Below are 20,124 nucleotides of genomic sequence, written 5' to 3' on the forward strand. Positions count from 1 at the left end.
TGCCGGACTTGCTCAGTGCCGGGCCCGCCGTCGCGGCAGCAGACCGCCGCTCCGGCGGGCGAGGACGACCATCGGAACGGTGATCAGCACACTGATGACGACGGGCACGATCGACGCCTCCAAGCCGAAGCCGCCGCCGGTCAACAGGGCGGAACCATGGACGTCGACGGTGCTCAGACCCTCGGGGGTGTGCCCGGAGACCGGGATGCCGAGCAGCTGCTCAGCAGTGTTCCAGGCGAAGTGCAGACCCGCGACGAACCAGATGTTACGCCGCCACAGGAACGCGGCACCGAGCATGACGCCCGCTTCCAGAGCGATCGCCACCGCGCTCCATCCATTGGCTCCCGGAGCCCCCAGGTGGGCGACGCCGAAGAACAGCCCGGTGATCGCGACGGCGGCCCGGCTGCCCCACAACTGCTCCAGAGCCTGCAGGGCGAGGCCGCGGAACAGCAGCTCCTCGGTGACCGCGGCACCGATCTGCACCATGACCGCGGACCACACGACCGACACGAAGCCGTTGCCCGCCCAGGAGAACGAGTAGCCCCCGAGAGCCGTGATCAGGAGTGCGGACACGAGGATGAAGCCCAGACCGATCCCGCCGCCGAGCAACACCTCCCGGCCGGCCCCACGCCGGGCGATCTCCGGCGTGGAGCGTCGTGCGACGAAGCGCATGACCGCCCAGTACACGGCCACCGCGGCAGCCGCTCCCAGCGCCGGTACCGGACCGGGGCCCGTCGCGGTCAGGCTCGAGACGAGACCGACACCGACCATGCCCGTCAGCATCCAGCCGAGTGGAGATCGAACGATCCGGCCGAAACGGCCGCCCCGGCCGTCGCTCTCTTCGTCCGGGCCGGAGCCTGTGTCGTGCGGTGCGGCGGGCATCATGCCCATCGTGGCCTCCCCTTGTGATGGTGGTCGCGCCGGTGGCGACCTGACAACCACGCTAGGGACGCGCCGACGTCCGCGAGTCACCCCCGCATGGACAATCCCTGTAGCTCTCAAGGGGGATGCGCCGCCCCCACCCGCCCGTCCAGGACGGGCATCGAGTCGTGATCGATCCGGCGGACCGTTCCGCGCCATGACGCGGATCCGGTGGCGCATCCTGCATGACGCGGGTGCAACTGAAGGGCGATGCACAGGGTTTCATGGTGTCTGTCCGATTCCGACGGGGACACCGTGTCGGGTACACGCGGTGTTCGACCACGTCAGTACCAGCGGACTTGGCCGGCTGCCCCCTGACCCGTACGGGCGGCGTGGCGGAGAACGCGGAGCGGGCCGTCAAGAAGTTCGTCCGCGTCGTGGGCGGGGTCGTCACCCAAGCCGGTCATCCACGCGTGGATGCGCTCGATCGCGTCACGACGTGAGGTTCCGGTCAGGACGAGGGTCTCCTCGACCGCAGGCAGTTGAGCGCGGACTTGCCCGGCATCGAGAAGGAAGTCCCCGAACCGGCCCGGCAGCCGCAGCGTCGCATCGGGACCCAGTGCGTAAGCCAAGGCGGAGAACGGGTCGGCCTTGCGTGCCGTGGCCACGAACAAGCCCTCCCCGACATCGGGGGGAAACTGATCCATGACCGTGTCACGCAACTTCTCCGCGTGGTCGGAGTCGTCGCGGCAGGCGTCGAAGAACGTGCTCAGCCGGAGAGCGTCCTCGTCGGCGCTCCAATCGCCGGGAAAGTTCGTCGACGGAGTGAACATGGACGCCTGCGCCTTGCTTCGCCACCAAGCCAGCTCTCCGGGCACGTCACAGTGCACCGGTGCCGGCGCCGAGTCCTGAACCGAAGCGCTCCGCGAATTCCGTACCACCTGTTCAGGCACCGCACCGACGATCCACACACCTGTGACGCTCAACTCCGCCTCCTTCCACTCTTCCACCTGAACTCGGTCATGTCCCAGCCGTCATCATGACGGTCGTCCGTACTGCGGATCCACAGGCAGAGGTCGCTGCTCGTCGCTACGGCGGTCGTCCGGCCGGAGGGGGAGAAGCCGGCTGCACGGAATGTGGAGTAGTTCGAGTGGAAGATGTGCCACCACTCCTCTCCGCAGGGACCCGTGTGAGGGAGCCCACCGTCGCGGGACAGACGGAGTTGACACAGAACAGCGTTCAAGTACGTGTCCTGCGGTCTGTCAACGCGGCTTGGTGACTCACGTCAAGGCGCGTTCACAGACCTTTGCATCGACGCCGATACCCACCGGTCCAAAGGCTCTGCCGCTGTCAGCACAAGCACTCGTTCCGCATTGTGCGGTACGACCGCGGCTCGCGGGGGCAGAGCCTCCAGGGCCATGTGTACCGACCCTGGTCTCTCGACCACAACTGGGGCGTCGGTGACAGCGGTTGGCATGGTGCCTCTTCGCTGTCGCCGACCGTGGGAGAGCAGACCGTGCGGGATGCAGATCCACGTCGTCGGTCATGCGGGCCATCATGCCGCGTCGACGCTCAGGTCGTGTCGCGCTTCGCGGCCGACGGAGAGGATGGTTGCTCGTCGCGGCTCTCCGAGGTGAAGGCGTCGCGGCGAGCGAGGGTCACCGACAGGGGCAGACCCAGCCGCTCGGCCGCGCGTCGCCGGACACGCACCTGCGCTCGGGTCCGGGGCCGGAAGGAGGGGAGCCGCGAACAGCCGCAGCCAGGGCGGTGATCGTAGGTCAGTCCCTCCGCGAGCACTGTCGCAACGACGGACCATGCCTTCGTGTCGCGTCGCCGGGGCGCGGCGAAGTCGTAGCCGGCGAAGACGAGCTGTTCACGGCAGCCAGGACAGATGCGCTTCCGGATCGGCCACGCGCTGCCCTTGAAGGCGAGCCGACACGCGACACACACATAGTGCCGAAAGGCGCCGTTGAACGCGTGGTAGCACATGGTCCGACAGGATACGCATCGTCCGCGGGCGGGCCCAAGCGGATTCCTGGTGCCCGATCCGGCCAGTCAGCCGCCGGTCGATCGCTGTGGCGGACGAGGGATGTGGATGAGCGAACAGCGGGACAGCCCTTGGCTGCCGCGTCGTGGCCGGTGACCTCCTGGGCGAAGCAGCCGCAGGACTTCGGAGAGGTCCCAGCGCTGGGCGTAGCCCACGGCCGGGTTTGTCCACCCGTGACCCACCCCAAGCCAAACAGAGCAGCGACTCTGTATGGTGGGCTCTGCAAGCAGAGCAGCGATTCCTTTTGCTGGAGGGTGCAGTGCCGCGGCTTACCGACGCACGCAAGGAACTTCGGCGCGCCCAGATCACCGAGGCCGCCGTACGCTGCTTCAGCCGCAACGGCCTGGAGCGGACCTCGATCGCCGACATCACGGCCGAGTCCGGCCTCTCGAACGGCTCGATCTACGCCCACTACAGCAGCAAGGCCGACCTGGTCCAGGCCTCCGCCCACGCGGTGCTCACCAAGCGCGCCGAAGCCCTCGGCGACTACGCCGCGAGCGACACCCCGCCCGACCCCGACGAGTTGCTCGCCCGCCTGATCGCCGCGATCGACCCGGCCGAGGCCCGCGTCGGTGTGCAGACCTGGGCCGAGGCGACCACCAACCCGGCCATCCACGGCATCGTCGTCGACACGATCGACCGGTTGCGCGCCATGGTGCACGACTGCGTCATGGCCCACCTGGTCAAGGTCGAGCACCTCGACCCGGCCGAGGCCCAGGAGCGGGTCGTCCCGATCGTCGACCGGGTGATGGCGCTCTACCTGGCCGAACTGCTGCGCACCGCCTTGCGATCACCGACCGAGGAGACAGCGTCATGACCACCTCGACCGCTTCGTTAGCCGCCCGCACCGTTTTCCGGATCGGCTACGGAGCCTTGCAGCTCGAGCGTCTGCACGACCGCCGCGGCGAGGCCGTCGCGCTGCTGCGCCGCGCGGTCGAGCTGGGCGTCGACCACGTGGACACCGCCGAGTTCTACGGCTTCGGTTTCGCCAACGACGTGATCCGCGAGGCGCTGCGCCCCGAGGACGGCGTCCTGGTCGTCACGAAGGTCGGTGCCGATCCCGACCCGGGCGGGCCACTGCCGCTGCGTCTGGCGCAGCGGCCCGAACAACTGCGCGCCGGCGTCGAGGACAACCTGCGAAGCCTCGGCACCGACCAGCTCCCGGTGGTCAACCTGCGCCGCCTCGACTCCGGCCCCGGCCTGCGCCCTGACGGCGATCAAGTCGTCGACCTCGACGACCAGCTCGCGGTGATGACCGCCCTGCGCGACGAGGGCAAGATCGGCGCGATCGGCCTGAGCAGCGTCACCCTCGACGGCCTGCGCCGCGCCCTGCCCGCCGGCGTCGTCTGCGTCCAGAACGCCTACAGCCTCGTCTCCCGCGACGACGAGGACATGCTGCGGCTCTGCGCGGCCGAGGGCATCGCCTGGGTGCCGTTCTTCCCGCTCGGCGGGGCCTTCCCGGGCCTGCCCAAAACAGTCGACGAGCCGGCGGTGCACGCCGTGGCCGAGTCCCTGGGCGTCACACCCTCCCAGGTCGGCCTCGCCTGGCTGCTGCACCACGCCCCGAACGTGCTGCTCATCCCCGGCACCGCCAACCCCGCCCACCTCGAAGCCAACATCGAGGCCGGCAAGATCGCCCTCGACGCCGCCACCCTCGCCACCCTCGACGCCATCGAGTCCCGCTCCAGCGAAGTCCCCATCGGCTGACCGGAACCGACCGGGCCCAGCCCGCGGCCCGGGCGCCCTGCCACGGCGCACAGCCCATATCCGCCAAGGATCTAAGGACAGATCATGAAAGCCATCATCTACCGCGACAACGGCGGCCCCGAGGTTCTTCAGTTAGTCGACCGCGACCTGCCCGTGCCTGGCCCCGGCGAGGTCCGTGTCCGGGTCGCCGTGTCCGGAGTCAACCCGACCGACTGGCAAGCACGCTCAGGCGTCGCCCATGCCAAGCTGTTCGCCGAGGTCACCCCGCACCTGGACGGTGCCGGCGTGATCGACGCCGTGGGCGAGGGGGTCGAGCGGAGCCGGGCCGGCGAGCGGGTCTGGCTGTACATGGCTGCCGCCGGGCGGCCCACCGGCACCGCCGCCGAGTACACCGTCGTACCCGCCGAGCGGGCCGTGCCGCTGCCCGACGATGCCGGCTTCGACCTCGGTGCCTCACTCGGCGTCCCCGCGCTGACCGCTCATCGCGCGCTCACCGTCGCCGAGGACGGACCCGGCCGTCTCCGTCCCGGGGCGCTCGACGACCAGGTCGTGCTCGCCGCGGGCGGGGCCGGGGCGGTCGGGCACGCCGTGATCCAGCTCGCCCGCTGGGCCGGCGCCACCGTGATCAGCACGGTCAGCGGCCCGGAGAAGGCCCGGCTGGCCACCGCCGCCGGCGCCCATCACGTGATCAACTACCGCGAAGGCGACCCGGCCACCGAGATCCGCAAGATCGCCCCGGACGGCGTCGACATCATCGCCGAGGTGGCACTCGGCGCGAACCTCGCACTGGACCTGGCCGTGCTGCGGACGCGCGGCACGATCGCGACCTACGCCAACGACGGCGGCAAGCCGGTCGAACTGAACGTACTGCAGAACATGGTGCTCAACACGCGCCTTCAGTTCCTGGTGCTCTACACGGCCGGTCCGGAGGCACGCGCCGCGGCCGTCGAGGACGTCGCCGCCGCGGTCCGCGACGGCGCCCTGCCGGTCGGCGAAGAACACGGCCTGCCACTGCTACGCCTCCCGCTCCACCGCACCGCCGACGCACACCGGGCGGTGGAAAGCGGCGCGGTCGGCAAAGTCCTGGTGGACATCACGTCCTGACCCATAGCCGGCCGCCGTGCCGACACCTGCGCGTAGCCGCAATCCGCACGCCACAGCTCCCCCAGCCGCAGGCTCGCCGCGAAGATCCGACCCCGGACCGGCGCCGGGACCTGGGGATGCCGTCTTCAACCAGCGGCAGGTGCCGCTGCTGCCGGCGGATCTCGACCGGCTTCCTGCTGACCTGGGCGGCGACTGGGTCAGCAGGCCCGCGAGCTGTGCCAGGTCGTCGAGCGCGGGCTGCACCTGTACCTGTGGTTCATCGGCGACTGCCCGCGGTCGGCGAACTGGTGCGCTGTGGCAGCGAGTTCGACGGCATGGACCATCATCGCGCGGATGCGGGACGGCCCGGCGGAGCCGACCTCCGGGACGTGGAAGGCCAGTTCCGGCCCCTGGCGAACCGCCTGTTGAGGTCTGTGAACGCGCCATGACGATCCACGTCATTCGGTCCCGCTGCCAGGCGCTGGGAAAGCGGCCGTCCAGTGCTGCGGGCAGGCCGATCTCTGGTCCGTAACCTGGTGGACCGTCACGGGGGCGCCTGCCTGGATGGCCTGGTCCTCGGTGCACTCGGAGGTGCAGCCCAAGGCCTGGGCGACGACGGCGGGCGGCATTTTCCTGGACGCGGGCGCGGATTGCGGCTACTCCGGTGCCGAGTAGGCGGATGCCGTTGCCGGCCCGCTCGTTCATCAGACAGGTCGAGTGGATGCGCTGCCCTGGGCGGTTGCCGGGAAAGAGCCAGGGACTGCTCTGATTGGCCGTGATACTGCGTGGGCCACGGTTCGTGGCGTGCTCGTGAAGCACGTGCCCGAAGGGTTCCGGGACCGGAACCGGTCCGTGGGGGCCGAGGGTGCTGCGCGCTTCCTCGCCGCTGATGCCGAGGTCTTTCATAGTGAGGGCGGCTACGCGGGTCAGGGGTCAGGGGTTGGGCTAACAGGGAAGAGCACCAGGTAGTGGTCCCCGTGTTCGAGGACCTGGTGCTGGACCGGCAGGTCGCGCAGGGGCGTGACCGGACTGCGGGGACGGGTGGCCGGGTGCCGGCCGTCAGGCCTGGGCCGGGGCGCTCCCGCCGGGTGGGTCCTCGACGCGTGCGGCCCGGGCTCGCCGGAGCGCTCGGCTCAGCCCCGCCAGCGCGGTGGCGGTTCCGGCTCCGACGGGAACGAGCGGCCAGTACGCGATGGTGTTCCCGAAAGCCGCGCACCCCATGAGCACGAAGCTCGCCGCCATCCCGACGAGGAACCCGAACACCCAGGATGCGGCCCGCTCCTGACGCTCCAGCCGTACCCGGCCGGCCAGGTACGCGGCGGCGGCCAGGGCGAGGGCGATCAGATAACCCGTGATCAGCGGGTAGAGCATGAACAGTGCCATGTCCCACCCCCCGGGGTGCCAGCCGAGCCACACGTCACGCCCGTCGATCTCCACGACCCGCCCGTGCCACAGGCCCGCCCGGACCCGCCGCCCCTCCTGGAGGTCGTTCGCGGAATCGTCCGGGACGCCGTTCACCGTCTTCGTCTCGTCGCCGACGCGCAGTTCGATCGTGTACTCGGTGGTGACGTTCCAGTCGCCGCTGCCGCCGTCCTGGCCTCCGCCGTCTCTCCCACTCGTCGTGTGGGACGTCAGCTTCGTCACGGTGGCCCCGGCCGTGTGCAGCGTCCCGTTCGACTGTGCGTGCGCGACGCCCGTCTCCTCGTAGGTGCGCATGGCGAGCAGCAGGATGAGGGCGGCCATGACCAGGCGGAACACCCAGCGCAGTACATGGCCTCGCACTGTCCTGGGCCGCCTCGCGTCCGGTCTCGTCCGCGACGTCGTGTCCCCGGTCCGCTCCTGCGTCATCGGGCCCCCTCGCATTGCATTCCGGTCGTGAACAGACGAAAGCCGTCCCACCGGATCACACGCCGCACAGCCGACCACGGTTGCGGTCGGCCACCCGGCCGGGACGGCTGGGCAGGTTTGGCCGTCGGTCTGGTCAGCGCTCGCGCCGTCACGCCCCTGGGGGCGCGGATCAGTTGGGGCCCCAGACCCTGCTTCGAGCCTCTATGCATGTGCCGCCGGTCTTCGCGACGGCCTGGGGGCAGTGCACTGCAGGAGGAGTCGCCCGCTCCTGGCGTGAGGCCGGCTGCCGCCTCACCCGGACGACCGCCTCACCTCGCTGCTCGCCCAGGCCGGAGACACCATGGAGGCGAATGCGGCCCCAACCCTCGCCTGCGGGCGTCCCCTTTTCCCACTCATCGTGCTTCTACCGGCGTCCGCCCTCAACCCGATCACCAGGCACTCGATCTTGAGATGCGCGGCGTGGTTTCAGGGAGCGCCGCAGCTGGTGGCTCCGCCGGGGCAGGTGACGTTGTCGTTGGACACCGCGCCCGCGAGCATCAGCACCAGGACGATGAGAGCCAGGATGATCCCAGGTACGTTGTCCGCAGCCCAACTGCCGTGCTCGCGCGGAGGTTCAGGAGCTCTGGGCTGTGGGCTCGCAGTGTCGCGTTCGGGCTCGGCACCAGGCCCGTCGTGCCCCTCTGTCACCATCGCGTCACCCGTCGTCGTTGTCCCTTTCACGATGACACGGCATCGGACCTCACCCGTCAAGCCCCGTGCCGTGCGGACTCTCCGGGGAGGTGCGCATCGTTGGGATCCTGTCGGTGAATGGACAGGTACCCACTTGTCCGTGCTTCCGCCCGCCCGTCACCGCTCATCCCCCAGTGTGCAGCTGCACCGCCCGGGTTCCCGAGGAATGTTCGCAGATACCGAAAAATCAACACCTGGTCCCACGCGAAGATCCGCGCCCTCGCCGAACAGGCCGTCGCGTCCCTTCAAGGCCTGGCGGATCGTCCGCCATGGCTACCGCACCTTCTTCGAACAGTGCCCGCACCGCGTGGCCTGCACTCGCTGCGACTTCCGCAGGCCCGCTCGTGATCGTGTCGCAAGTTCTAGGGAATCGACATTCCGGGGCCGTTGTCGCCGCTCAGGTTCTCGCCGAACAGCGCCTTCGCCGCCGGTGCCCCGATGTCCATCGGGTTCCGCGCGGCCGACTTCGAGGCCGTCAGGCCGGAAACCGTGCCGCGCAGCAGCCATACCGCGCCGCCGTTCACGACGATCCCCAGGTTCTCTCCCGGCGCGCCCGCGACCAGGTCCGCCCTGCCGTCGCCGGTCACGTCGAGCAGTCGTGTCGAACCGCCGAACAGGTCGGCCGGCTCCGCGACACCCGGCACGCCCGCCGTGTCCTGGTGGAACGCCTGCGCGCCCGTGCCGGTGAGCCCGCTCCTGCCACCCTTGAGCAGCACCACGGCACCTGCCTTCTTCTTCGAGCCGATCGCCTCGCCGGGGACACCGACGGCCAGATCGGGGTATCCGTCGCCGTTCACGTCGCCCGCGCTCAGCCGCCCGCCGAACTGGTCGCTCTTCTCGTTCGCCCCGGGCACGCCCGCCGTGTTCTGCGTGATGGTCCGCGTGCGGGTCCGGCTGGGGCCGGACGGCGAGCCGTAGTAGATCTTGACGGTGCCCGGGTCTTCCTCGGTCTCGGTGTCGCCGTCGGGGAAGATCCGGGTGGCGAGGTCGGCGTAGCCGTCCTGGTCGAAGTCGGCGACGGCGGTGCTGGATGCGGAGGTCAGCCGCTGCGGGACGGTGGACAGGCCGTCCTTGGTACCGAGCCACAGCTTGCCGCCCTCGGCGTGGTTCTCGTATACGTAGAAGGTCGCGAGGTCCTCGATGCCGTCGCCGTTGAAGTCACCCGCGGCGGTGGAGTCGATGGTGTTGTCGGTGCTGTACACCTGCACCCGCTGCTCGCGGGCGGGAGAGCCGTCCCGGTCGATGGGGCCGTGGAGCACGTCGTGGTAGTCGTAGGAGTCTTCGCTGTTGCTCATGAACAGGTCCGTGTGCCCGTCGCCGTCGAAGTCGCCCGCGGTGATGTCTTCGCCGACCTGGGCGTTCGCCGGTGCGTCGATGCGGACGGCGCCCTGGCCGGAGATGCCGGTCCTGCGGCCCCACAGGACGATCACCGATCCGCCGATGTTGTTCTCCGGCCGGTATTCGCGGCTGACCACGGCCAGGTCGGTCAGGCCGTCGCCGTCCAGGTCGCGGGAGATCATCGCGTAGCCGAAGACCGCGTTGTCGCCGGAGGCGCCGGGCACGCCGGAGGTGTCCTGGGTGATGACCGTGGTGCGCTCGGGGGCGAGGCCGTGCGCCGAGCCGTAGCTGATCGCGATGTAGCCGGCCCATGCATGGCCACCGACCGTGGCGCCGGGGGCTGCGACGGCGATGTCCTGGTAGCCGTCGCCGTCGAAGTCCTCGCGCACGGTGGCGGCGCCGTCCCCCGCGGATGCGGTGCCCGCGACGACCGGCACGCCGAACGACCCGATCAGCACGGCGGCTACGGCGGTCGACAGAGCGGGTCGGCGGATGCCCACGGTTCCTCCTTGTGAGCGCGAGCGATGTCGAAAACGCGTGCGCACGGATGTGGTTCACCTGCCAGACACGCGGAAACGGCTGATGGTTGTGCGCTGAACGGCACTTGAACGAGCGGAAGTCGGAAACCCCCACGGGCGGGAGGCCGATCGTCGCCCACTCCCACCCATCGCGTCGGACATGCGGCATGTCGCTACCGGCGAACCGACTTGACGATCCTTTGACCTTGACCCCAGACTCCTCCTGCAACTCCCCACTATCGAAGGAACTTTCGAAATAATGAAGAGATTCGCGCGGCCTCGTACCGGCGCCGCAGCGGTTGTGTCCGTTCTCTCCCTCGCCCTGGTCACCGGCTGCTCCGACAGCGGCTCCGGGTCGGGTTCCGACGGCAAGGACGGCGGCAAGGACGCGCCCGCCGCCGCGAAGCCCCTCAGCGACAGCGAGTTGGGCAAACTGATCATCGCGGCGGCCGATGCCAAGGGCTTCAAGGTCACCCCGGTCAGCAAGGCGCAGGTGTTCGCCGCCTCCAAGAAGGACGTCAAGGTCGTCGCCGAGGAGTGCGCGCCTCTCGCGTACGTCCTCACCGGCTTCGCGCCGGGCGACTCGGCCTCCTTCGTGAGCCGTATGGCCCAGGAGGACCCGGCGGCCAAGGCGAGCGCGTCCCCCGCCAAGGACATGGAGGACATGACGCCGGAGGAGCTCGAGAAGGCGCTGGACTCCGTCACCGACGCGCTCGGTTCGACGATGACCATCGTCTCGCTCTCCTCGTACGAGGGGGACGGCGCGAAGGAGACCATGTCGTCGGTCTCCGAGGCGATCAAGGGCTGTGGCGGCGGGTTCACCGCCACGGCCGAGGACGGGCCGCAGAAGTTCTCGAAGGTCGTGGGGGAGAAGGCCTCCGGGAACGGTGACGAGTCGGTGGCGTTCTCGGCGGACGGTGACGCGGAGGGGTCCCCGCTGACCGTGCACGCCGAGGTCTCGCGTCACGGCAACACCGTCGCGACGTACTACTCGCTCAGCCTCGCGGCCCTGGCCGGCGACGGCAAGGCGGCCGCCTACAGCGTGCCGGCCGCCCTCATCAAGGCCCAGACGGCCAAGCTCGGCTGACCCGGAGCCCGGTGGGAGGGCGGGCACGGTCGACCGGACCGCCCCGCCTTTCCGCCGGGCCCCCGCGGTGGCCCTTGCGCCGCACCTCGCGCGGCCCGGGCGCATGGAGGCCGGTGGTTTCGTCGGCAGGGCAACTGCACGATCAGGTAAAGACGTTCAGGGACATCGCCACGGCGAGGACGGCTCCCGCCGCTCCGGTGACGTCGATCGGGTAGAGCCGGCCGACCTTGGATTCGACCCTGCCCTCGTCGCTGTCCGGGGGCGTGAAGGCGACCTCGGGCTCCCACTTCACTCGCTCAGGCTATTACGGCTCTCCCCCATGACACACAACCCCTCTGGACGCAGTGTCACCTGACATATGGCCAAAAAAATCATGGCCGGGTGCTACGTCTCCATGGACCGCCGGATACGAAACGACAACTCCCCCGCGAGCGGCCCGCTTTTTCGTCCCGTCGGGGGTACACGGGCGCCGAACCCCGGTGGAGAGCGGCGTCAGGAGTGCCATGCGTGTCAAGGTCGGATACTTCAGGACCAGATCCCTCAGAAGACGCCTGCGGCGCTGTGCCCGTGAGGTGTTCGGCTGGGAGCGCCTGCGTCCGTCCCAACTCGCCGCCATGACAGCCGTGATGAAGGGGCGCGACACCATCGTGGTGATGCCGACGGGTGCGGGGAAGTCCGCCGTGTATCAGGTGCCGGGCGTACTGCTGGACGGGCCGACCGTCGTGGTCTCGCCCCTGATAGCGCTCCAGCGGGACCAGGTCGCCCACCTCGCGCGTATCGAGGGTTCCGGCGCCTCGGCCGTCAACTCCGCGCAGCGCGCACGGGACAACGAAGCCGTGTGGGAGCGCGTACGCGAGGGCCGTCTGGACTTCCTGTTCGTCTCGCCCGAGCAGCTTGCCAAGGACGAGGTGGTGGAGCAGATCGCCGCGGCCGCTCCCGCGCTGATGGTGGTCGACGAGGCGCACTGCGTGTCTTCGTGGGGATATGACTTCCGGCCCGACTACCTGTCCCTGCGCCATGTGCGTGAACGCATCGGCCGTCCTGCGCTCCTGGCCCTCACCGCCAGCGCGGCGGCCCCCGTGCGGGCGGACATCGTGGAGCGGCTCGGTATGCGCGAGGCGCACGAGGTGGTCGCGGGGTTCGACCGCCGCAACATCACGCTGGAGGTCGTACGGCACCGGGAGAACGCGGCCAAGCGCCGGTGGGTGGTGGAACGGGCCGCGGCCGAGGCCAAACCGGGCATCGTCTACGCGGGAACGCGGCGCGAGGCCGAACAGTACGCGCGGGAACTGTCGGCGCTCGGATTCGACAGCGCCGCCTACCACGCGGGACTGTCGGCGGCGGAGCGCTCCCGGACGCACGACCGCTTCCGGGACGGCGGACTCGACGTGGTCGTCGCCACCTCCGCGTTCGGGATGGGCATCGACAAGCCGGACATCCGCTTCGTGCTGCACGCCTCGGTGCCGGGTTCCCTCGACACCTACTACCAGGAGATCGGCCGGGCGGGCCGCGACGGGCAACCGTCGACGGCGATCCTCGCGTACCGGCCCGAGGACCTCGGCGTGCAGAGGTTCCGGACGGGCGCTCCGCCCGACCCGGAGGTGCTGGGCGGCCTGTTCGACGCGGTGCGCGAGGCCCGGAAGCCGGTCACGGCGACCGGTCTGCGCGAGCGCACCGGGCTGTCCCAGACGCCGCTGACGTCGATGCTGCACCTGCTGGAGGAGGCCGGTGCCGTGATGACAGCCGGGAGCGGCGGTGTTAGGGCCGTACCCGGGGCACGGCGGGACACCTGCGTCCGCGAGGCGATGCGGATCGCTTCCGCCCGTGTCGACCTCGAGCGTTCCCGGGTGGAGATGATGCGGGCGTACGCGGAGACGAACGGCTGCCGCCGGCGCCACATGCTCGGGTACTTCGGTGAGAGCCTGGCGGAAGGCGACTGCGCGGGCTGCGACATGTGCACCCGGGCCCAGGAGTTGAAGCAGGCCCCCCTCCGGACAGGAGACATCCTCTCCGGTACGGGTCCCGACCCGCTGGAACCTGTGGCGGCCGACGGCGTCTACCCGCCCGGGACGCGGGTGGGGCACAGCACGTGGGGCGAGGGCGAGGTGATGAGCGAAGAGGGGAACAGGATCACGGTCCTGTTCGAGAGCGTGGGCTATCGCACGCTGTCCCTCCCCGCCGTCCGGGCGCGAGGTCTGCTGACGCCGGCGCCGTCCGCCACGACGAGGGGCTGAGGCCCCCTGTCCGAGCGGCTCGTGGGAAGGTTCGGCCACCGTGTCGCCGGTCTGGTCGGCGCGGCCTGCCTGGATGGCTGGATGGCTGGATGGGATCGGTTGCCGTGGTCGCTGTACTTCGCTGCCGTACCGCCGCCTCAGGAAGTCTCGTGAGTGCGGGGGCAGGCCCGCACGCTGCTACAAACCGCGCAGCGCCTCGTGCAGATCGCCGTAGGCTGCCCAGCAGATGATGCTGCCGTCGTCGTACAGGCTGCCCATGTACCAGTCGTCGTCATGGACAGGCTTGACAAGGCACAGGCTGTGGAATCCGAGAACGATCTCCGGGTGCAGCACCTCGTCGGGGGCTCCGGGGCGGGCTACCCACTTCACCGCCCGGTTCGGATCCAGGACGACAGCCTCACGGTCCCCGGATACGTCGCGGATCCGCTGAAGGGACCATCCCGGGGGTAGCTGTGCGTCTGCCATACACGGATGATCTCACCCGCCGGACATGGAGCGCCGATTCAGGAGCGAGGGTGGGCGGTTGCCGACGTGAGCTGCGGGGACGCGGCTTGGAGTAAGCCCCGTGAGTGCACCGTTGTCGCCACCGAGTCCCTGTGGGTCCCCGCCCGTTCTGGCACGGGAGTGGCACGGCTTTGCCTTGTCACAAGATCATCAAGGACCTTGGATGGGCTTCCCGGCACTGAGACAGTTCGGTCATGTACTCACGTCAGGTCTTGATCTGCATCGCGGTACTCGCCGCACTCAGTGCGTGCGGTAGCTCGACGCAAGAGCCTGTCACCCAGCATGCGCGCTCCTCCGGCCCTGCGGCCACGACAGCAGAAGCGACTCCCCGGATGGACCCCAGCACGATCCAGGTGAGGATCAAGCTGGTAGGGGGTCCCGCCAACGGCGAGGTCTTGTGGATTCCGCTCAGCCGCATCCGGGAGCCCATCACGCCCGAAGGAACCGGGGCGCGCTACATCATGACGACGGACGTGGTCGGGTCGGGTCCCGACGCTGCCCAGGCGTTTCGACTCGATGCTTCCGCGACCCCCGACGACTGAGATTGGTGGAGTCCCGATGGCCAAGTCAGGCCGGCGGGACGCAGTCGATCGGCTGAGGGCGATGCTCGCGTTGGGCCCAGGCTTTGAGTTCTGGCCTCATCCTTATCAGGTCGATCACGGGGGCCTGATCGCTTCGCCATTGCCTGGTGGTTGCCGAATAACCGGTCGTGAAGGTCCAGAGCCGACCGCCGCAGTTCGTGCATGTTGGTGTCAGCCGTTGATGTCAAACGCCGAAGCGGCCTCGACCAGCAGGCGACCTACTGCGGCTTACGTGCAAGCCCCCGCTGCCGCATCTGTCGATATATGTCGAAACACGAGACCAAGAGCACTACCCCGGCACCGAGAGCCCACAGAACGGTGCTTCCGCGGAGGTACAACCGCAGGCCCTGAACCAGCAGGTAAACCGATGTGATCAGACCTATGTAGGGCCATGCCTTGTCCAGCAAGCCGCCGGGTCCAAACGGACTCTTCACACGATCGCCCCCTCCGAAGACCGGCACTGTACCGCGTGGTCGGCAGCTTCTTAATGACCTGGTCAAGCACCCCGCTAGAACACAAGAGCCCTGGTTTGTAAGGGCGGGTGTGATCGGTGGCGCGGACACACAGGTCACTCCTGCCGTAGCGCCGATCCAGCTCAACGACGTATCTCGGCCGTGGCGAACCGCCGTTGACCGTGGTTGACCGCACTGTGCGGCATGACCGTGACACGCGCAGAGAGGCTACAGGCTCAGAAGAGGCTGGGCCGGTTCCAGTCGGCAGCAGTCGTCAGTGGCGTGCCGCACACCTTCATCGACGAGGACTGCGATTCCGTCGTGCTCAGCCCTACGGGGTTGGCATCCCGAAGAACAGGACGGTCACGAGCAGGTACACCGGAACGGCCAGGGCCACGGCCAACCCGGCAAGGCAGCCCCAGAGAGCAAGCCGATTACTGGTCCCGTCGTGGTCATCGTTCTTCGGCACGCCCGTATCCAACAGCGCGATACGCCCTGCTCGCTACCTCCAGAAGCACCCAGCCCAGGGCTCCCACCAGGAAGCAGACCAAAGCCACTCGTCGAGGACTGCGTCAGCGCGGTCAATGGGCGAGTCAGCACTTCAGCGATCTCGAAAACCCTCATGGCGCGAGTCATGGGTTCAAATCCCACACCCACCGCCAGCGGAAACGGTCCTTGGCCAGGCGACACGGTCAAGGGCCATCCTGCGCCCGATGCCCACCGATGACCGTCGTTCCCCGCGCTTCCCCGCACGATCGGGCACGCGGGGGACACGGATGGCTTCCGCACCTCAAGTCGTATCAATCCTTGACGACGCCCCCGAGGACAGCGATGAGGGAGCCTTCCCCGAAGCCCAGGGCAGCACCCAGGAAGCTCATGAGGGCGAGTGGCACGAGGATCGTCAACAGGATCAGCATGAGTCTCCGCGCGAGGCGGGCACCAGCCTCGTGGAGCCTGTTCCCCGCCGGGCCCTTGTCAGTCATGATCCCCTCCCCTGCCCGGACTGTACAACGCGAGCGGCGCGGTGATGCTGGCCAGGAACTGCTGCGCGGCGAGGATCGTGGTCCGCGATCTCTCGGTTCGTCGGGCGGTCTGTCCTCTGCCTCCACTCACCACGCGCCCCAGCTCCCATCCCGTCTGCCGTCGGCCACACACCGTGGAGCGGGCGTGGTTCAGGGCGTCAGGATGGAGCGCACCACCGTACGAACGACTGTGCGGATTGGTTGCGGCATCGCTCGGCGGTCTGACCCACCGAACGGTCAACACTTCGGCCAGTCCTCCGAGAAGGCGGCGCTGATCTGTCAACATTCTGATGCCGAGCGGCAACGGGACGCGGCGGCCGGGCTCGACGACATGGTGCGCGCCGAGCGGGCAAAGCACCGCACCGATGAAGCCGCTGAGGACGCGAACGGCCGCCGACCTCGCTTGGTCAACCAGCACGGATGGGGTGCGGGCTGTCCCGGGCTCTCCCGTCCGGGTGTCCTCAACTTCCAGCAGGGGCAATGACACCAGAGCGGCCGTGGGGACAATTCCCGCCCCCGGTCGCCTTGGGGATGCGCATCCGGCGTAGCAGAGCGCGGGTGAGGCGGGTGTCGAGTGTGGTGCGCCATGTGACATCGGGATATTGAGAATGCAGATGCGACAGTGCCCTGGTGTCCAGCCCGCAGTCGCGGAACGGTTCGTCCAGGACGACGTCGGTGATCACGCCCTCGGCGCATTGGTCGCACGCTCGATAGGTCACCCGCCCGATCACCCTGCGGATGTGTACCAGCAGGAGACACCTCTCATCCGCGCCCTCCGGGGAGGAAGACAGCAGTAGCTCGACACCGCGGTAAGCCAGCAGCCTGCGATGCCACCGGCCACGACGCCGTCCGGCGCGCCGGTGCCTTCCCTCGGCCGGCCGTGGCGAGGGGCGCGCCCAAAACGCGGTTCGAACAAGGACGGTACTCCTGGCATACATCTGATTTGCCTGCATAGCCATCGCGGGTGCCCCCTCATCACGGACACATGCCACGCCGTTGTCGGCGCACCGAGGACGGAGCTCTCGAACTCGTCGAGGACTTCAACGCCCTCGCCCCCCTCATCGCCGAGCTCGACGACCGCGAACGGCGCATCATCCACATGCGCTTCGTCGACGAACTCACCCAAGCCCAGATCCGCGAACACCTCGGCGTCTCCCAGATGCACGTCTCCCGCCTCCTCAACCGCACCCTCACCAAACTCCGCACAGGCATGCTCACCATCAGCCGACCACGACTGCCCGCAGTAATCCGGCGGCGTTCCCACCCGGGCCGGGTGGGCTGGGGCTGACGCGCAGCAGGACGAGGGCTGTGTCATCTCCGGCGTAGCCGCCGGCATGTGTGGTGGCTACCTGCTGGAGGCGGGCGAGAGTGGTGCCAGCGTCGGCGTCATGGGTGCCGGACAGGGCTCGGGTCAGACAGTCCTCGCCGAAGAGGGGGCCCCGGTCGCCGGTGCGGGCTTCGGTGATGCCGTCGGTGTAGAGCAGGACGGCATCACCTGGATGCGGTCCGAACCGCACGCCGCCCGCTTGAGGTGACGCGGTGCTGGGCTTGGGTGACCTCGAGTACGTGGTGCGCACCTGTGGAGTGCGTCCGGTCAACCACAGGCAGGGGCCTGGAGAGGGTGCTTTGCTGGTCGTCCTTGGCCTGAGCCTTCTTATCCGCTCAACCGGTCAACCGGTCAACCGGTCCAGGCTCCGCGGAAGCGGAGAGGACACGTCGCCCGCCACCCGACAGCGAGACGCAGCCCCGTCCGGCTGGAAGTCGGACACCCGGCATGCGCGACACGGACGGCCTCGCAACGTGCTCAGGAGCCGACCAGTACTTCGCTGACGGCGCGAAGGAAGTCGTCGAGATCCTTCGGCGTCCGGGATGTGACCAGGGTGTAGCCGTTTGCGCTGTCGCTGACTACAGGTTCGTCGATCCAGTCTTTGGCGCCTGCGTTGCGGATATCGGTGCGCACGGAAGGATAGGAGGTCAGGGTCTTGCCTCGCAGGACGTCGGCTTCCACCAGGGCCCAGGGTCCGTGGCAGATCGCGGCGATCGGGCGACCCGACGTCGCGAATGCCCGGATCGTTTCGAGGGCCTTGGGCTGCAGGCGGAGTTGGTCGGCGTTGATCGTGCCGCCGGGGATCAGCAGCAGTTGGTACGCGCCCGGGTCCAGTGCCTCGAGCGTGGTGGTGGGCTCCACCGTCTCGCCGGGGTCCCGGTCGCCTACCAGCGTCTGGACGGACTCGGGAGTCACGGCGGCGACGGTGACGTCCGCGCCGTCATCCCGTAGCCGGCGGACCGGCACCAGCAACTCGTCCTGCTCGACCCCGTAGTTGGTGACGAGCATCAGGACCCGGTGCCCGTTGAACGGCTTGTCGGACATGGTGATGTGCCTTTCTCGTCCCGGGTGTGGAATGGTGCAGCGATCGCGCACCGGGGCCCGCTCATGTGATCCGGGCGCCGGCCGTTCACGCCGACTCGGCTGTCGATGTCACTGGTTCATGGCCTACTGGGCGGCTTCCGTCTCGGTGGTGGCATCGGCTGTGGTGAGCGCGCCGCCCGCGGTCTCCAGATACGCCCGGACGAACCACTGGAACTGCTCCAGGCCGCGCAGCTGCTCGATCAGCAGGTCCTCGGTGGCCGGGTCGATCTCCCCCACTGTCTTGACTGCGGCGCGCAGGTCCTCGATCAGTCCGGTGTACACGAGGTCGAAGGCGCCGAGGTGGGCGATGGCTTCGGCGCGGCCGACGCTGTAGTCCTTCCAGGTGCGCTCTTCGACCAGCACGCCCGGGGTGCCGTGAGCGATGCCTCCCAGGGCGGCGAGGCGCTCGGCGATGTCGTCCGCCATGGCGCGAACGCGGTCGAGCTGCGGGTCGAGCATCTCGTGCACGGCGATGAAGTGCCGGCCCACCACGTTCCAGTGGACGTGCTTGAGTGTGAGGTGGAGATCGTTGAGGCCATGCAGACGCTGCTGGAGCACCTCGATGAGCGAGCCGGCGTCCTGCACGGTGAGGCCCGCGACGGTGTATCGGAGGGTGGCCTCGGCAGGCATAGCCATGTCTCCTGTTCTCGTCCGGTCTCGTCTGGATCCGGTCTCGTCTGGTTTGCCCCCTCCCGGTACCCGTGATCGAAGGACACAACCACTGTGGCCTCCTCCGGACCGGACAGCCCTCCCGCCTCGCCGGACTGCGCGCGTCTTTGGGTGCCTGGTGTCAGGTCGGCTTCACCGGGCCCGGTGGTTCAGGGCCGCGGTGACGGTGTAGCGGCCGGTGACGTCTTCCCAGTCGACCGGGCAGTCCCAGGATCTGCCCGGTGATTGCCGGCTCAAGCGCGGCGTAGTCGTGGGGCGTGTCGGGAAGCGCGTCGGTGCCGGCGCATTTCGTCCGGTTTTCCAGGGTGCTCAGTCGGTCGCTGGACCGGCCGCCTGGACAGTGCGGCGCTGGGCCAGGATCGCTTCCTCCAGCGCGATGCGGATACCAAGGTTGAGCTCGCCGCAGGACACCCAGGCGGTGAGGAGTCCGGCGATGCGGAGCAGCGTGACGTTGGTGCGCTGGGAGACTTCCGTCAGCACGGTCCGCGCCTGGTCGGCGGGTAGGCGTCCGAGTGCCATCACAATGCCCACTGCCTGATCTCTCACCGTGTTCGCACCGGGGTTCTGCGGCATGCTCGGTCGCTCTCGCGGCGTCCCCACCTCATCTGCGGTGGCAGCGGTGCGCGGGATGGCCGTGGTGGTCGACTGCTCGGAGTCCGGGCCACCCTCTGGGTCGTGGCCGGAGGCCAACAGCTCCCGCATCCGACTCGCCTCCTCGTTGATCTGGGCCGATCGCCGGGCTCCTGCCGCGCGCGGAACGGATCGCCCGGGCATGGCAAGAACGGGTTGCCAGGGTTCGCCATGTGAGGATCTGCCTGGCCGGAGGAAATCGCGGCAGGCGGGGTGGTCCCCTGCTCGGCGTGCGCCTCCGGTCCGAAGCACTGATTCGCGTATGCCCCGCCGTCACACGTCAGCAAACATCGCCCGCCAAAGGGCCCACAGCGTCTCGGGGTTCCACTGACGGGCTCGGGATCTAAAGGGCCAAGCTCGTCAACACGAACTGACAGGGAAGTTGCCCGTGCTTCGTCAGGGGC

At 69.0% G+C, this 20,124-nt stretch carries 19 protein-coding genes and 2 pseudogenes; 8 read left to right on the forward strand and 13 right to left on the reverse strand.

Going from position 1 to position 20,124, the window contains the following annotated elements:
• Window positions 1-12 precede the first annotated feature (12 nt).
• From ACFYW9_RS27995 to ACFYW9_RS28010, 4 genes and pseudogenes are all read right to left on the reverse strand, one after another.
• Window positions 13-891: a CPBP family intramembrane glutamic endopeptidase gene (locus tag ACFYW9_RS27995; RefSeq protein WP_389155742.1), complete on the reverse strand. Its 879-nt coding sequence runs from the start codon at window positions 889-891 to the stop codon at window positions 13-15.
• A 314-nt stretch (window positions 892-1,205) separates the two neighbouring features.
• Window positions 1,206-1,871: a hypothetical protein gene (locus tag ACFYW9_RS28000; RefSeq protein ID WP_389155852.1), complete on the reverse strand. Its 666-nt coding sequence runs from the start codon at window positions 1,869-1,871 to the stop codon at window positions 1,206-1,208.
• Window positions 1,844-2,077: pseudogene (locus tag ACFYW9_RS28005) on the reverse strand (hypothetical protein); the annotation flags it as partial. The gene ACFYW9_RS28000 and the pseudogene ACFYW9_RS28005, both read right to left, overlap by 28 nt.
• 356 nt (window positions 2,078-2,433) lie before the next feature.
• Window positions 2,434-2,850 carry a hypothetical protein gene (locus tag ACFYW9_RS28010; RefSeq protein WP_351875928.1) on the reverse strand — a complete coding sequence of 139 codons (417 nt, stop codon included), beginning with the start codon at window positions 2,848-2,850 and terminating at the stop codon, window positions 2,434-2,436.
• A gap of 317 nt (window positions 2,851-3,167) precedes the next feature.
• Between ACFYW9_RS28010 and ACFYW9_RS28015 the strand changes: the two genes are divergently transcribed.
• The 3 genes from ACFYW9_RS28015 to ACFYW9_RS28025 all read left to right on the forward strand — a co-directional run bounded on the left by ACFYW9_RS28015 (window position 3,168) and on the right by ACFYW9_RS28025 (window position 5,719).
• Window positions 3,168-3,725, forward strand: coding sequence for a TetR/AcrR family transcriptional regulator (locus ACFYW9_RS28015; protein WP_389155746.1), 558 nt, complete (start codon window positions 3,168-3,170; stop codon window positions 3,723-3,725).
• A complete protein-coding gene (locus ACFYW9_RS28020; protein ID WP_389155749.1) occupies window positions 3,722-4,615 on the forward strand; it encodes an aldo/keto reductase in 894 nt (297 codons plus the stop codon). Before ACFYW9_RS28015 ends, ACFYW9_RS28020 begins: the two co-directional genes overlap by 4 nt.
• An 84-nt stretch (window positions 4,616-4,699) precedes the next feature.
• A complete protein-coding gene (locus ACFYW9_RS28025; protein WP_389155752.1) occupies window positions 4,700-5,719 on the forward strand; it encodes an NADPH:quinone reductase in 1,020 nt (339 codons plus the stop codon).
• A gap of 1,038 nt (window positions 5,720-6,757) precedes the next feature.
• Here ACFYW9_RS28025 and ACFYW9_RS28030 read toward each other — a convergent pair.
• On the reverse strand, window positions 6,758-7,480 hold the full coding sequence (locus ACFYW9_RS28030; RefSeq protein ID WP_389155755.1) for a hypothetical protein: 723 nt from the start codon (window positions 7,478-7,480) through the stop codon (window positions 6,758-6,760).
• A 1,157-nt stretch (window positions 7,481-8,637) separates the two neighbouring features.
• On the reverse strand, window positions 8,638-10,113 hold the full coding sequence (locus tag ACFYW9_RS28035; RefSeq protein ID WP_389155759.1) for an FG-GAP and VCBS repeat-containing protein: 1,476 nt from the start codon (window positions 10,111-10,113) through the stop codon (window positions 8,638-8,640).
• A 277-nt stretch (window positions 10,114-10,390) separates the two neighbouring features.
• On the opposite strand from ACFYW9_RS28035, the gene ACFYW9_RS28040 reads away from it, so the two are divergent.
• Complete coding sequence (locus ACFYW9_RS28040) at window positions 10,391-11,218, forward strand: hypothetical protein (RefSeq protein ID WP_389155762.1); 828 nt, start codon at window positions 10,391-10,393, stop codon at window positions 11,216-11,218.
• 142 nt (window positions 11,219-11,360) lie between these two features.
• Here the strand turns inward: ACFYW9_RS28040 and ACFYW9_RS28045 are convergent, their stop codons facing one another.
• Entirely contained in the window at window positions 11,361-11,510 is a 150-nt protein-coding gene (locus ACFYW9_RS28045) for a hypothetical protein (protein ID WP_389155765.1), read from the reverse strand.
• 211 nt (window positions 11,511-11,721) lie between these two features.
• On the opposite strand from ACFYW9_RS28045, the gene ACFYW9_RS28050 reads away from it, so the two are divergent.
• On the forward strand, window positions 11,722-13,452 hold the full coding sequence (locus ACFYW9_RS28050) for a RecQ family ATP-dependent DNA helicase (protein ID WP_389155768.1): 1,731 nt from the start codon (window positions 11,722-11,724) through the stop codon (window positions 13,450-13,452).
• A gap of 177 nt (window positions 13,453-13,629) precedes the next feature.
• Here ACFYW9_RS28050 and ACFYW9_RS28055 read toward each other — a convergent pair whose 3' ends face one another.
• Window positions 13,630-13,917 carry a hypothetical protein gene (locus ACFYW9_RS28055; RefSeq protein WP_389155771.1) on the reverse strand — a complete coding sequence of 96 codons (288 nt, stop codon included), beginning with the start codon at window positions 13,915-13,917 and terminating at the stop codon, window positions 13,630-13,632.
• Window positions 13,918-14,150: 233 nt separating this feature from the next.
• On the opposite strand from ACFYW9_RS28055, the gene ACFYW9_RS28060 reads away from it, so the two are divergent.
• On the forward strand, window positions 14,151-14,498 hold the full coding sequence (locus tag ACFYW9_RS28060) for a hypothetical protein (protein ID WP_389155773.1): 348 nt from the start codon (window positions 14,151-14,153) through the stop codon (window positions 14,496-14,498).
• A 1,291-nt stretch (window positions 14,499-15,789) separates the two neighbouring features.
• On the opposite strand, the gene ACFYW9_RS28065 is transcribed toward ACFYW9_RS28060, so the two are convergent.
• Window positions 15,790-15,972, reverse strand: coding sequence for a hypothetical protein (locus ACFYW9_RS28065; protein ID WP_389155776.1), 183 nt, complete (start codon window positions 15,970-15,972; stop codon window positions 15,790-15,792).
• A gap of 202 nt (window positions 15,973-16,174) precedes the next feature.
• Between ACFYW9_RS28065 and ACFYW9_RS28070 the strand changes: the two genes are divergently transcribed.
• Window positions 16,175-16,495 carry a hypothetical protein gene (locus ACFYW9_RS28070; RefSeq protein WP_389155779.1) on the forward strand — a complete coding sequence of 107 codons (321 nt, stop codon included), beginning with the start codon at window positions 16,175-16,177 and terminating at the stop codon, window positions 16,493-16,495.
• A gap of 522 nt (window positions 16,496-17,017) precedes the next feature.
• A pseudogene (locus ACFYW9_RS28075) lies at window positions 17,018-17,299 on the forward strand (sigma-70 family RNA polymerase sigma factor); the annotation flags it as partial.
• Here the strand turns inward: ACFYW9_RS28075 and ACFYW9_RS28080 are convergent.
• From ACFYW9_RS28080 to ACFYW9_RS28095, 4 genes are all read right to left on the reverse strand, one after another.
• Entirely contained in the window at window positions 17,232-17,588 is a 357-nt protein-coding gene (locus tag ACFYW9_RS28080) for a SpoIIE family protein phosphatase (protein WP_389155782.1), read from the reverse strand. The pseudogene ACFYW9_RS28075 and the gene ACFYW9_RS28080 overlap by 68 nt on opposite strands.
• 227 nt (window positions 17,589-17,815) lie before the next feature.
• Window positions 17,816-18,382 (reverse strand): type 1 glutamine amidotransferase domain-containing protein, encoded by a 567-nt coding sequence (locus ACFYW9_RS28085; protein WP_389155785.1) that lies wholly within the window; start codon window positions 18,380-18,382, stop codon window positions 17,816-17,818.
• 123 nt (window positions 18,383-18,505) lie between these two features.
• Window positions 18,506-19,051, reverse strand: coding sequence for a Dps family protein (locus tag ACFYW9_RS28090; RefSeq protein WP_389155849.1), 546 nt, complete (start codon window positions 19,049-19,051; stop codon window positions 18,506-18,508).
• A gap of 348 nt (window positions 19,052-19,399) precedes the next feature.
• Window positions 19,400-19,792 carry an ANTAR domain-containing protein gene (locus tag ACFYW9_RS28095; protein ID WP_389155788.1) on the reverse strand — a complete coding sequence of 131 codons (393 nt, stop codon included), beginning with the start codon at window positions 19,790-19,792 and terminating at the stop codon, window positions 19,400-19,402.
• Between the last annotated feature and the right edge of the window lie 332 nt (window positions 19,793-20,124).

Origin of the sequence: Streptomyces sp. NPDC002698, from assembly GCF_042888945.1 — a bacterium.
GTDB lineage: Bacteria > Actinomycetota > Actinomycetes > Streptomycetales > Streptomycetaceae > Streptomyces.